The organism is Burkholderia sp. AU16741 (assembly GCF_002223345.1).
GTDB classification, from domain to species: domain Bacteria; phylum Pseudomonadota; class Gammaproteobacteria; order Burkholderiales; family Burkholderiaceae; genus Burkholderia; species Burkholderia sola.
Genome location: NZ_NKEZ01000005.1, coordinates 253,905 through 266,472, shown reverse-complemented (window position 1 = coordinate 266,472; position 12,568 = coordinate 253,905). Strand labels below are relative to the sequence as shown.

Annotated in this window: 12 protein-coding genes; 3 read left to right on the top strand and 9 right to left on the bottom strand. The window is 72.2% G+C overall.

The features are described from left to right. The first annotated feature begins 289 nt into the window (after nucleotides 1-289). From CFB89_RS14420 to CFB89_RS14410, 3 genes are all read left to right on the top strand, one after another. A complete protein-coding gene (locus tag CFB89_RS14420) occupies nucleotides 290-1,471 on the top strand; it encodes an acetyl-CoA C-acetyltransferase (RefSeq protein ID WP_089468453.1) in 1,182 nt (393 codons plus the stop codon). Nucleotides 1,472-1,690: 219 nt separating this feature from the next. Then, a complete protein-coding gene (gene phbB / locus CFB89_RS14415) occupies nucleotides 1,691-2,434 on the top strand; it encodes an acetoacetyl-CoA reductase (RefSeq protein WP_089468452.1) in 744 nt (247 codons plus the stop codon). Between the two features lie 105 nt (nucleotides 2,435-2,539). Beyond that, entirely contained in the window at nucleotides 2,540-2,746 is a 207-nt protein-coding gene (locus CFB89_RS14410; protein WP_089468451.1) for a hypothetical protein, read from the top strand. Between the two features lie 112 nt (nucleotides 2,747-2,858). Here CFB89_RS14410 and CFB89_RS14405 read toward each other — a convergent pair whose 3' ends face one another. From CFB89_RS14405 to CFB89_RS14365, 9 genes are all read right to left on the bottom strand, one after another. Beyond that, on the bottom strand, nucleotides 2,859-3,188 hold the full coding sequence (locus CFB89_RS14405) for a hypothetical protein (RefSeq protein WP_089468450.1): 330 nt from the start codon (nucleotides 3,186-3,188) through the stop codon (nucleotides 2,859-2,861). Continuing rightward, entirely contained in the window at nucleotides 3,185-3,688 is a 504-nt protein-coding gene (locus CFB89_RS14400) for a hotdog family protein (RefSeq protein WP_089468449.1), read from the bottom strand. The genes CFB89_RS14405 and CFB89_RS14400 overlap by 4 nt, the downstream gene beginning before the upstream one ends. Beyond that, complete coding sequence (locus CFB89_RS14395; protein ID WP_089468448.1) at nucleotides 3,685-4,503, bottom strand: beta-ketoacyl synthase chain length factor; 819 nt, start codon at nucleotides 4,501-4,503, stop codon at nucleotides 3,685-3,687. The genes CFB89_RS14400 and CFB89_RS14395 overlap by 4 nt, the downstream gene beginning before the upstream one ends. Nucleotides 4,504-4,511: 8 nt before the next feature. After that, nucleotides 4,512-5,735 carry a beta-ketoacyl-[acyl-carrier-protein] synthase family protein gene (locus CFB89_RS14390; RefSeq protein WP_089468793.1) on the bottom strand — a complete coding sequence of 408 codons (1,224 nt, stop codon included), beginning with the start codon at nucleotides 5,733-5,735 and terminating at the stop codon, nucleotides 4,512-4,514. A gap of 63 nt (nucleotides 5,736-5,798) precedes the next feature. Then, entirely contained in the window at nucleotides 5,799-6,683 is an 885-nt protein-coding gene (locus CFB89_RS14385) for a polysaccharide deacetylase family protein (protein ID WP_089468447.1), read from the bottom strand. Continuing rightward, the gene (locus CFB89_RS14380; RefSeq protein WP_089468446.1) at nucleotides 6,680-9,154 is read right to left on the bottom strand and encodes an MMPL family transporter; all 2,475 of its coding nucleotides are present in this window, start codon (nucleotides 9,152-9,154) and stop codon (nucleotides 6,680-6,682) included. The genes CFB89_RS14385 and CFB89_RS14380 overlap by 4 nt, the downstream gene beginning before the upstream one ends. Continuing rightward, nucleotides 9,154-9,792 carry an outer membrane lipoprotein carrier protein LolA gene (locus CFB89_RS14375; protein ID WP_089468445.1) on the bottom strand — a complete coding sequence of 213 codons (639 nt, stop codon included), beginning with the start codon at nucleotides 9,790-9,792 and terminating at the stop codon, nucleotides 9,154-9,156. Before CFB89_RS14375 ends, CFB89_RS14380 begins: the two co-directional genes overlap by 1 nt. Then, the gene (locus CFB89_RS14370; protein ID WP_089468444.1) at nucleotides 9,789-10,766 is read right to left on the bottom strand and encodes an acyl-CoA synthetase; all 978 of its coding nucleotides are present in this window, start codon (nucleotides 10,764-10,766) and stop codon (nucleotides 9,789-9,791) included. The genes CFB89_RS14375 and CFB89_RS14370 overlap by 4 nt, the downstream gene beginning before the upstream one ends. Further along, nucleotides 10,763-12,523, bottom strand: a complete 1,761-nt coding sequence (locus CFB89_RS14365) for an AMP-binding protein (protein ID WP_089468443.1) — start codon at nucleotides 12,521-12,523, stop codon at nucleotides 10,763-10,765. The genes CFB89_RS14370 and CFB89_RS14365 overlap by 4 nt, the downstream gene beginning before the upstream one ends. Between the last annotated feature and the right edge of the window lie 45 nt (nucleotides 12,524-12,568).

The window sequence follows — 12,568 nt, the reverse complement described above, 5'->3', positions numbered from 1 at the left end:
CGCGTGAATGCGTGTCGCGCGCAGGCGCGACACGATTGATCGGCGCCGGATGGCGCCGGACGCCGCGTGTGCCGCGCGGGTCCGGCAAACGTCCGGTTCGCCGCAAGACGCCCGTGCACGGTTGCCCGTGCCGCGGTGTGCCGTGCCGTCCATGCGAACGGAGGTCGCCCGCTAGTACGGCGGCGTGCGACCGCGATCGCGGCGGGTGGCCCGACGCACGCCGTCGCCATGTGCAACCGCCTCGTGCCGGCGTCACCACGACGAACTGATTTCGATGCAGGAACTGAACATGACGGATGTAGTGATCGTATCGGCCGCGCGGACCGCGGTCGGCAAATTCGGCGGCTCGCTCGCGAAGTTCGCGGCGCCGGAACTGGGCGCGACGGTGATCCGCGCGGTGCTGGAGCGCTCGGGCGTGAAGCCCGAGCAGGTCAGCGAAGTGATCATGGGCCAGGTGCTGACGGCCGGCTCCGGGCAGAACCCGGCGCGGCAGTCGCTGATCAAGGCGGGGCTGCCGAGCGCCGTGCCGGGCATGACGATCAACAAGGTGTGCGGTTCGGGCCTGAAGGCCGTGATGCTGGCGGCGAACGCGATCGTCGCGGGCGACGCGGAGATCGTGATCGCGGGCGGCCAGGAGAACATGAGCGCGGCGCCGCACGTGCTGCCGGGCTCGCGCGACGGGTTCCGGATGGGCGACGCGAAGCTGGTCGACACGATGATCGTCGACGGGCTGTGGGACGTGTACAACCAGTACCACATGGGCATCACGGCAGAGAACGTCGCGAAGGAATACGGGATCACGCGCGAAGAGCAGGACGCGTTCGCGGCGCTGTCGCAGAACAAGGCGGAAGCCGCGCAGAAGGCCGGGCGTTTCGATGACGAGATCGTGCCGGTGTCGATCCCGCAACGCAAGGGCGAACCGCTGCAGTTCGCGACCGACGAGTTCGTGCGTCACGGCGTGACGGCGGAGTCGCTGGCCGGGCTGAAGCCGGCGTTCGCGAAGGACGGCTCGGTGACGGCGGCGAACGCGTCGGGGCTGAACGACGGCGCGGCGGCGGTGCTGGTGATGTCGGCGCAGAAGGCGGCGGCGCTGGGCCTGACGCCGCTGGCGCGGATCAAGGCGTACGCGAACGCGGGCGTGGATCCGAGCGTGATGGGCATGGGCCCGGTGCCGGCGTCGCGCCGTGCGCTGGAGCGCGCGGGCTGGACGCCGGGCGACCTGGATCTGATGGAGATCAACGAGGCGTTCGCGGCGCAGGCGCTGGCGGTGCACAAGCAGATGGGCTGGGACACGTCGAAGGTGAACGTGAACGGCGGGGCGATCGCGATCGGCCATCCGATCGGCGCGTCGGGCTGCCGGATCCTGGTGACGCTGCTGCACGAGATGGCCAAGCGCGATGCGAAGCGCGGGCTGGCGTCGCTGTGCATCGGCGGCGGGATGGGCGTCGCGCTCGCGATCGAGCGCGTCTGAGCAGCGCGTCTGACGACACGGCTCGCTTGCGGCGCGAATCGGCGTCGCAAGCGAGCCCGGCGGTTTTCGCGCAACACAGGCAGTCAACAACACAGCGCGGCGCCGGTGCGTGCCGCGCCCGCGACGCGGGCGGCTGCGCATCGAAGCGGTGGGGCGGCAGCATGTGCGAGGCCGTCGCTCCGCCTTTCATCGATTACTTTTTTGTCGGTAATTCATAGTATGACTAAGCGAATTGCAGTTGTGACAGGTGGAATGGGCGGCCTCGGCGAGGCGGTCAGCATCCGGTTGAACGACGCGGGTCACCGGGTGGTCGTTACGTATTCGCCGAACAACGCCGGCGCGGACCGCTGGCTGACCGAGATGCATGCGGCCGGCCGGGAATTCGATGCGTACCCGGTGGACGTGGCCGATCACGACTCGTGCCAGCAATGCATCGAGAAGATCGTACGGGACGTCGGCCCGGTCGACATTCTCGTGAACAACGCGGGCATCACGCGCGACATGACGCTGCGCAAGCTCGACAAGGTCAACTGGGACGCGGTGATCCGCACGAACCTCGATTCTGTGTTCAACGTGACGAAGCCGGTCTGCGACGGCATGGTCGAGCGCGGCTGGGGCCGTATCGTCAACATCTCGTCGGTGAACGGCTCGAAGGGGGCGGTCGGCCAGACCAACTACGCGGCCGCGAAAGCCGGCATGCACGGCTTCACGAAATCGCTCGCGCTCGAGGTCGCGCGCAAGGGCGTGACGGTGAACACGGTGTCGCCGGGCTATCTGGCGACGAAGATGGTCACCGCGATCCCGCAGGACATCCTCGACACGAAGATCCTCCCGCAGATTCCTGCGGGCCGGCTCGGCAAGCCCGAGGAAGTCGCGGCGCTGGTGGCTTACCTGTGCTCGGAGGAGGCCGGCTTCGTGACGGGCTCCAACATCGCGATCAACGGCGGTCAGCACATGCAGTGACGTGCGGCGGCCCGCACGGCGCTCGCACGGGGGCGGGCCGCGTTCCCCATCCCGTGCCGGAGCGGCGGCAGGCGCGCCGCTTCGGCGCCGCATTCCGGAGAACGCATGGGCGACACCTGGATCGGGCTGGCGATCGGCGGCTCGGCGCTGGCCATCGGGCTGACGATGGCGATCTCGCTCTACTGGCTCGAGCGGCGCCGCGCACGGCTGCTGCGGAACTTCGATCATCGCGATTGCTGGCTCGTCGCGTACGGCAAGTGCCTCGCGCGCAGGCCGGCGAGGTCGCCGCACCGCATGCGCCGGGCACGCTGACGGCGGCGCCGGCGCGTCGCCAGCGGTGAGCGATGGCCGAGCGGTCGGTGAGCAGTGGGTGAGCGGTCACGGCGCGCGCACATGCCGTCGGCAGCGCGCGCGGGGCGCGCAGTCAGTCGTTCTTCTCGCGCTTTCCAGCCGACTCGCCCGCGTCGTTCTTGTGGAAGATCCGCTTCGTCGTGCGCTTGGTGGCATCCCAGCCTTCGCGCGATACGTGGGCGACGCCGTGCCCGACCGCCTTCGCTGCGCTCGCGGTCGCGTGGCCGAAGCTGCGTGCGGCCTCGCCGGTCTTATGCGCGGCTTCCTTCGAATCGCGCTTGATGTCCTGCTTCACTTCCGACATGTCCGCGTGCGCGAGCGGGCTGAGCAGCGCCAGAACGAGCGCGGCGCCAATGAACTGACGAACTTTCACGACCGGTTTCCTTGAGGTAAGCCTCGTCATCGAGGATTCGTGTGGCCGGCAGGCGCCGGTTGAAACGCGCCGGCGGCCGATGCGTCGAGCATCACCGCCGCGCGGCCGGACAGCAGCACGCGCTCGCCGCAGCGCAGCGCGAAGCCGTACAGCACCGAGCGGCTGTCGCCGCTCATCCGCTGCGCATCGACGATGAGCGGCGCTTCGAACGTGTCGAGCCGGTCGACGAACGCGTCGACGTTGCGCACGCTCGCGAGATAGCCGACGCGCGGCGGCGCTTCGTGCGCGCCGAGCAGCGCGCCGTGGACGGCCATCGCCTGCGCCGCGTATTCGATGCCGCAGACCGACGCGAGCCGCCCGTGCGCGCGCAGCGGGTTGTGCGGATCGCGGTGGCTCGTCGCGGTGCAGCGGATTCGTTCGGCATCCCACGCGTCGACCGAATCGAGCATGCACATCGCGCCGGCATGCGGAATGTGCGCGGCAATCCACGCGCGGTCGAGCGGCGGGGTCGATCCGGCCGTTGCGGTCATCGCGCGCGCTCCGCCGACGGTTCGGACATCGCGACGTCGACCTGCACGCGCGTATCGTCGAGGTAGTCGAGCACGACGCGCGTCGAGCGCCGCGTGGCGAGCGCATCGAGCAGCGGCAGCACGCGCGCGGCCGGATTGCCGGCGCGCAGCGCGTCGAGTCCGGCATGCGCGAGCGTCGTCGCGGGTGCATCGGTGAGCTGCACGTCGATGCGGGCGAGCGTGCGTTCGCCGGCTTCCGGCGCGAACACGAGCGCGACGCCGAATGCGTCGTCGATCGGCCGCACCGTGCGCAGCGGTTCCGGATAGTCGGTGTCGTACGCGATCAGCAGGCTCGGCACGCGATCGACGACGACCTGGCACAGGCTTTCGAGCAGGCCGGCGGCAAAGCTGCCGTCGTGCGCGCACAGCACGTTCGACGTCGCCGTCGCGCGGGTCGCGATGCTCCAGTAGCCGGCCGGCGCGTTGTGCACCGAATTGTGGAAGCGGGTCGGCGACAGCTGGCGATCGTCGCCGGCCAGCGTGTCGCAGATCGCGTGGCAGTTCTGGCCGTCGCCGCCGGACGCGCTGAATACGGTCGCGAGCGTCGCGGCGTCGCGGCCGCTCGCGGCCACCGCTTCGTGGCCGACCGCGAGCGCGGCGCGCACGACGGGGCCCGTGCGGCGCCGTTCGGCGGACGGCAGCCCGGCCGGCGGCGGCAGCTCGGTGCGGGCCGGCACGTACGGCGCACGGCCCGCGAGCACGTCGGCCGCATGCGGCCAGTCGTGCAATCCCGGCCCGACGAGGCCGATGCTTTCGATGAAGGCGGTGAGTGTCATGGCGGGCCTCAACGTCGGGCGCGGCCGGCCACGCTCTGGGCGCGGCCGAGGAGCAGGCTGCAATTCGTGCCGCCGAAGCCGAACGAATTGGAGAGGACGGCGTGCACGCGCGTGTTGCGGCTCGCGAGCACGTAATCGGCTGCGAGCGCCGGGTCGGGCTGCGTCGTGTTGACGCCGGCCGGCACGAATTGCTCGCGCAGCGCGAGCGCGGCGACGATCGCCTCCAGCGCGCCGGCCGCGCCCAGCGTGTGGCCGGTCGCGCCCTTCGTCGAGCTGCACGGCGTGCGGGCGAACAGTGCGCCGAGCGCGCGGCTTTCCGCTGCGTCGTTGCTCGGCGTCGCGGTGCCGTGCAGGTTCACGTAGTCGATCTCGTGCGCGCCGAGGCCGGCGGACGCGAGCGCCTGCTCGATCGCGGCGCGCGCGCCGAGCCCTTCCGGATGCGGCGACGACATGTGGTGCGCGTCGCTCGATTCGCCGATGCCGAGCAGCAGGATCGCGTCGCCGTCGAGCGCGGCGGGCGGGGCAGGGACGCGTTCGACGAGCGCGAACGCGGCGGCTTCGCCGATCGAGATGCCGTCGCGCGCGCGATCGAACGGCCGGCACGGCTGGCGCGACAGCAATTCGAGCGAGTTGAAGCCGTATAGCGTGGTCAGGCACAGCGAATCGACGCCGCCGACGACGGCCGCGTCGATCAGCCCTGCCTCGATCATGCGTCGCGCGGAGCCGAACACCTTCGCGCCCGACGAGCACGCGGACGAGATCGCCATCGCCGGCCCGCGCAGCGCGAAATACGCGCGCACGAACGCGGCCGGCGAATACGGGTTGTGCGTGTGCGCGTAGCGGAAATCGGCCGGCAGCGCGCCGCTCGCCGGATCGCGGCGCTGGTACGCGCGTTCGGTTTCGAGGATGCCGGCCGTGCTCGTGCCGATGAACACGCCGACGCGTGCGGCGCCGTAGCGCGCGACCGCCGCCGCGACGTGCGCGTCGAAGCCGTCCTGCGTCAGGCCGAGTTGCGCGAGGCGGTTGTTGCGGCAGTCGAAGTCGGCGAGATCGGCGCGCACGGGCTGTGCATCGACACCGTCCACCGCGCCGATCCACGTATCGAGATCCGCACGCTCGAAGTGGCACGGCGCGAGCCCGCCGCGGGCGTGGCGCAACGCATCGAGGGTCGCGTCGAGGCCGCGGCCGATGCAGCTGGTGGCGGTGAAGTGCGAGAGCAGGAGAGGGTTCACGAGGGTCGCATCCGGTGGCCGGAACAGGCGCGGCAGCAGGGCTGGCACGCGCGCCGTTCGAGGTCAGATTTTATCAAACGGGGGTGCCGAAACGCCCGGCTGGCCGGACGGTTCGGGCGCGCGCGCCGCGCGCAAGGTGGTCCAGTGCAACTGCGCGCCGGCGGCCGCGCGCAGCACCGCGGGCAGCACGTCGAGCACGACCGGTTCGCCGCGCGCATCGCGCGCCGCATGACCGTCGTGCACGAGCAGGATGTCGCGTGCATCGAGCCCGTGCAGCAGGCGGCGCGTGACGGTCGCGGCGTCGCGCGCACGCGTGTCGAAGCCGCGCCGCGTCCAGCTCGCGAGTTGCAGGCCGAATTCGCACAGCACCGGTTCGAGAAACGGGTTGCGCAGGCCGGCCGGCGCGCGGAAGAACAGCGGGCGCGTGCCGGCGATGTCGGTCAGCGTCTGCTGCGCGGCCGCGATCTCGCGTCGCAGCGCGGCCGGCCCCGACAGCGAGAACGTATGGCGGTGCCGCTGGCTGTGGTTCTCGACCGCATGGCCGCGCGCGACGATCGCCTCGATCCATCGCGGATGGCGGCGCGCGAGATCGCCGATGCAAAAGAACGTCGCGCGCGCGTCGTAGCGGTCGAGCAGGTCGAGTACGCGCGGGGTGACGTCCGGGTCGGGACCGTCGTCGATCGTCAGCGCGATGCGGCGGCCCGCGCCGGCCGGCAGGCGTGTCCAGTTCGGGCCGAGCAGCGTGCTGCGCGGCCACAGGCCGGCCGCGGTCAGCGCGAGATGCGACGCGACCACGCCGCCGACGGCCCACGGCCACGCGGCCGGTTGCGCGATCACGGTTGCGGCCGCGCCGGCGTGCAGCGCGGCGGCGCTCGCGATCAGCGGCGTGGGCTTCCAGCGCCGTGCGTCGCCGGCATCGCGCGGCGAGATGACAGGCGGCACGTTCATGCGCGGCCTCCTCGTTCGCGCGGGCCGAACCCCGCGGTTCCCTCGGCGCGCGGCGCGAGAATCGCCGCGAACGCGAGCGCGAGCATCGCGCCGGGGCCGACGGTCAGCCCGAAGGTTTCGAGCAGCGGCACGCGCGACAGCGCGAGCAGCCCGAAGCCGGCGACCGTCGCGAGGTTCGCGATCAGCAGCGACACGAGCGTGTACGGCGTGACGGGCTGCGCGTCGTCGCGCCGGCAGAAGAACAGCGCGTAGTTCGAGCCGACCGCGACGATCAGCAGCATCCCGACGAGGTGCAGGATCGTCAGTGGCACGCCGGCGAGCGCGAAGCCGGCCGTCACGACCAGCACGGCCGCGACGAGCGGGGCGAGGGCGCGCACGGCGCGGCGCGGCGAGCGCAACGCAATCGCCAGCAGCACGGCGATTGCGGCGAATCCTGCGAGCGACAGCCGGATGTCCTCGTGCACGTAGCTCACGTACAGGCGATCGGCTTCGGCCTTCATGTCGACGAACAGCGCCTCGGGCACGCCCGCGCGCGCGACGGCGGCGCGAATCGGCGCGGCGTCGAGGCTCGACGCGGGCTGCGCGGCGCGCGCGGCGTCCGGCGCCCGCAGCGGCAGCATCGCGCTCCAGCGGCCGTCGCGTTCGGTCAGCAGCGCATCGACGGCGAGCGCCATCGACGTGCCGCGCAGGTCCGCGCGCGTCAGCAGCGGCGCGCAGCGTGCGGCGTCGACGTCGGCGAGGAACGGCGCGAACAGGCCGGGTTTCACCGCGATCGGCTGGTGCGCGACGGCATCGCGCATTCGTGCGGCGAGCGCCGTTGCATCCGGCAGGCTCGCCTGGCGCGCGCGCTGCGCGGCATCGCTCGGCAGGTAGCGTGCGGGGTTTTCGAAACCGCCGAGCGCGCCGCGGTCGACGAGCGGCTGCAACTGCGCGGCGACTTTTTCCGCGCCTTCGAGCGCGGCCTGTTCGGTCGGCGCGGCGATCACGACGAGATAGCGCACGTCGGGCGCGCCGACGTCGGCGCGCAGCCGCGCGTCGAGCGCCTGCGCTGGCGCGGGCACCGGGCTGAGCGCGGCGAGCTCGCGGCTCCACAGGGCGTCGCGATGCAGCGCGAGCGTCGCGCACGCGGCGACCACGAGCACCGCGAGCGGCCCGCGCAGCCGCGGCGCGGCGTCGGCCGCGCGCGCGAGCACGGCGCCGACGCGCGATACGTCGCGGATCGCGACATGCTCGCCGCGCAGGTGCGGCAGCACGAAGCGCGTGACGAGCGCGGCGGCCGTCAGCCCGACGATCGAATACAGCCCGAGTTGCACGAGGCCCGGGAAGCCGGAGAACAGCATCGACGCGAACCCGCACACCGACGTCAGCACGCCGAGCCGGATCGTCGGCCAGTACGCGGCGACCCACGCGCGCGTCGCGTCGGCCGGCCGGGCGGCGCCGCGCGTGCCGGCCTGCGCCGATTGCACGAACAGGTAGATCGCATAGTCGACGGCTTCGCCGATCAGCGTCGTGCCGAAACCGAGCGTCAGCCCGTGGACCGTGCCGAACGCGACGCCGACCGCCGCGATCCCGGCCGCGACGCCGGTCAGCACCGGCAGCAGGCCGAGCGCGAGCGTGCGCGGCGAACGGTACAGCGTGAGCAGCAGCGCGACGATCAGCACGACGCTTGCCGTCGACAACCGTTCGACGTCGTGCCGGATCGTGTCGCGTGTGTCGACCGAGAACACGCCGGGGCCGGTCATCGCAAGCGTCGCGGCGTTCGCGTTCGGCACGGCCCGCGTCGCGGCCGCGAACGCGCGGCGCACGGCGTCGATCGCGCGGGCCTGCGCGTCGGTATCGGAGCCGGCGGCGGCAGTCTGCACGACCAGCACCGCGCGCGTGCCGTCGCGCGACGCCCACACGCCGTCGCGGCTCGCCGGTTCGGCCGCGCTGTCGAGCCCGTCGACCAGCGCGGCGACTTCGCCGGTCGGGTCGCGCGGCAGCATCGCCTTCGCGACGAGGCCGGCCGACGAACCCAGCAGGTCGAGGCTGTCGCCGAGCGCCCGGTGCAAGCCGTCGGCGCTGAAGCGCTGCGGCGTGACGGCCGGGCTCAGCAGATAGCGATGGTCGAAGATGAATTGCCGGTCGCGCGCGTCGTTCGCGGCCTCGCCGTTGTGCACGGCCGCGAACTGCGGATCGGTGCGCAGCGTGCCGGCCATGCGCCGCGACAGCGCGGCGCGCGTGCCCGCGTCGCCGCCGTCGATCGCGACGAGAATCAGGCGCGACACGATGCCGTCGCGCAACTGGTCGACGAGCACGCGCTGCCCGGCGCTCGGCGCATTCGGCAGGAACGCGGACAGGTCGGCCGTGAAGTGCGCGCGCCCGATCGCGATACCGCACGCGACGAGCGCGAGCAGCCACGCGAGCACCGCGCGCTGCCGCCATGCGGGCACGCGGCGGGCGACGGGGGCGGGGCGCGTGCGCTCGTCCATCAGTTCGCGTTCGCCGCGACCGGTTGCAGGCGCATCACCGAACGATCACCGTCGGCCTGCCGGATCGCGACGCTGCGCAACACGTCGCGCGTGCCGTCGAGCGTGATCGTGCTGACGACCTTCAGCATCCGCGAATCGAGCGGCGTGAGCGTCAGCGTCCAGTCGTCGCCGCGTCCGGAAAGGGCTACCCTGTACACCTGTTCGAGCGCGAAGCGGTTGCCGGCGAGCGTCGCGCGGATGCTGTCGATGAACGCGCCGAGCTCCGGATAGCGCGCGAGCGCGAGCGTGTACTTGCGATTGTTGCGCTCGACGGTGAGCATGTCGCCGTCGACGACGAGGTGTTCGGGTTTCGGGCTCAGCGTGTGCTTTTCCAGATGGTCGGGCGCGACGAACATCAGTTCACCCGACGATTCGATCGGCTGCTCGGCAATCGACAGGGTTTTCGTCTCGGTGAAGGTCGCGCGGCCCGACTTGTGCTGCGCGAGCGTCGACATCAGCCGGTCGAGGGTCCACGCCGAGCCGGCGTCGGCTGCGTGCGCGGGCATGGCCAGCACGATCGTGGCGGCCGCGGCGGCGAGCACGCGGGCGATGCGGTGCGGCGAGAACGGGAGTGGGCGGCGGCGGCGAACGGCGATCATGCGTCGGAATCCCTCGTGGCGGGCAGGTCGGCGCCGGCGTGCGCCACAGCGCGGCGCGCGGCCGCGGCATCGCCGCCCTGCCAGAAATCGAAATAGTTGAACCAGTTGTACGGCGCCATGCGGCAGTACTTGTCGAGGAGCGCGACGTAGCGCGCGAGCGCCGCGTCGACCGCCGCCGCGCGCGCGTCGCGCCGCACGTCGGAGAAATCGGCGAGCGTCTCGAAGTGCACGTCGTAGCGGTTGCCGTCGCGATAGAGGCCCGTCATGAAGATCACCGGGCGCTTCAGCATCGCGGCCATGTAAAGCGGCCCGAGCGGAAACGCGGCCGGCGCGCCGAGCAGCGGCAGGCGTCGCAGCGACGCGGCCGCGTCGTCGAGCAGCGTGCGATCGGCGAGCATGCCGACCAAGCAGTTCGCGTCGAGGCGCTCGCGCACCTTCAGCATCGAGTCGACGTGCCCGAGCGGAATCACCTCCGGCTGCGCGGCCGGGTTCACCGCGGCGAGCGTCGCGTTGATCTTGCGCGCGTTCTCCTCGTACATCGTGACGACCACGCGCAGGTCCGGACGCGTGCGGCCGATCGCGCGCACGACCTCGAAGCTGCCGAGGTGCGCGCCCATCAGGAACGCGCCGCGCCCATCCGCGAGCGCGGCATCGACGCGCGTCTCGCCGTGCAGCCGGATGTCGAACAGGTCGAAGCGTCCGTTCATCAGGTAGACGCGATCGTGGATCGTCGCCGCGAACGTGAATACGTGCCGGTACACGTCGCGCCAGCGCGCGGGGCGGCCGAGCACGCGGCGCAGGTAGTCGCGCGACGCCGCGCACGCGGCCGGCGAGAACAGCACGAAATACGTCGCGATCAGGTGCAGCACGATGCGCGCGCGCGGTCGGCCGAAGCGCAGCGAGATCCACGTCATCGCACGCAGCAGGCTCGCGTTGCTGCGCTCCTGGCGCTCGGCCCATGCGGTGCGTTTCATCGTTGCGCACCGTCCTGCGCGGCCGGCGGTGCGGACAGCACGCCGCTCGCGACCTCGCGCGACCCGGCGCGCACCGTGAAGCGGATCGCGCCGCTGGCCGCGGCGTCGTACGCGAGCGCGAGCGGTTCGCCGGGTGCGACCGGACTCAGGAATTTCGCGGACCCGAGCCGCCACGTGTGCAGCGGACGGTTCAGCGCCGCACCGATCGTATGGATCGCGCGATCGAGCAGCACGACGCCCGGCACGACCGGATGGCCGGGGAAGTGGCCGGGCAGCGCGGGATGGTCGGCGGCAATCGTGAACGCAAGCGCGGGCGTGCCGGCCGGGGCGCGCTCGGCGGGCGGCGCGGCCGTTGCAGCCGCCGTGGCCGTCGCGCGCGCATGGTGCGCGACGAGCGCGGCCAGCACGTCGCGCGGCAGCTTGCCCGTTTCGTTGCGCGGCAGCGCATCGACGAACACGAGCGGGCGCGGCATGAACGCGGGATCGATCCGCTCGCGCAGCGCGCGTTGCAGATCGGCGGCCGCGAGCGTCGGCGCGACGACGAGCGCGACGAGCCGCGTGACCGGCTCGAGCGCCGTGTCGCCGTGCGCCGGCGCGGCTTCGTCGGGCATGAAGAACACGCCGTCGACCACCTGGGCAATCGCGTTGAGCTGATGGTTCAGGTACGCGAGCGACGTGCGCTTGCCGGCGATGTTGACGAGGTCGGCCTTGCGGCCGTGCAGCAGGAACCGGCCGTCGCCGAGCAGTTCGAGCGCGTCGCCCATCGGCACCGGCGCCTCGACGTGGCCGCCCGATACCCACACGGTCGGCCCGTTGTCGTCGCCGTCCGGTTCGTCGCGTGCGTCGAGCCGGATGTCCGGGAACAGTTCCCACGCGGCGCCTTGCGACGTGCGACGGGTCGCGATCTGGCCGGTTTCGGTGCTGCCGTAGATCTCGACGAGCGGCGCGTCGAGCGCGGCCTCGGCTTCGCGCGCGAGCTTTTCCGACAGCGGCGCCGTGGCCGACAGCACGAGCGCCGCGGGCGGCAGCGCATGGCCGGCCGACAGCAGCGCACGCAGGTGGATCGGCGACGTGACGAGCACGCGCGGCTGCGGGATCGCATCGAGCTCGTCGCGAATGTCGCCCGGATAGAACGGCTGGCGGTTGCTGAACGCGAGGCCGCCGAGCAGCGCGAGCAGCACCGTCGATTCGAAGCCGTACATGTGCTGCGCGGGCACCGTGCCGATCAGCGTGGCCGCGCGGCCGTCGAGCAGCCCGAGGCGAGCGGCCGCCGCGCGCACGCAGCCGACCAGGAAGCCCCAGGTCTTGCGGTGCGGCACCGGCTGGCCGGTCGAGCCGGACGTGAACACGTAGGCCATGATCCGCGCCGCATCGATCCGCGGCACGGCGAACGGCGCGTCGCTCGCCGGTTCGCCGGGCGCGGCATCGGGATACGCGAAGCGCGGCAGGTCGATCGTGCAATCGGGCGCGTCGTGCAGGCAGAACGCGTCGGGCGCGAACGACGCGAGCTGACGGACCATTTCCGGCGTGTGCGTAGACGGCAGCAGGCTGATCCTGCCGGCGACGAGCGCCGCGCACAGGCTGACCGCGAAGCGATAGCGGTCGCGGCACACGTTGAACACGTGGCCGCCGGCGGGTAGCGCGGCGGCCACGCGCGCGACGTCGGCGACGAACGCGCGCACGGTGACGGGCGCGCCGTCGCGCCAGGCGATCGTCTGGTCCGGCGAGGAATGGAATACCAGCGGGTGAGTCGGCATAAATCGGTCAAGACGGGAACGAAGGCCGGCACGGCCGCGGGGCCG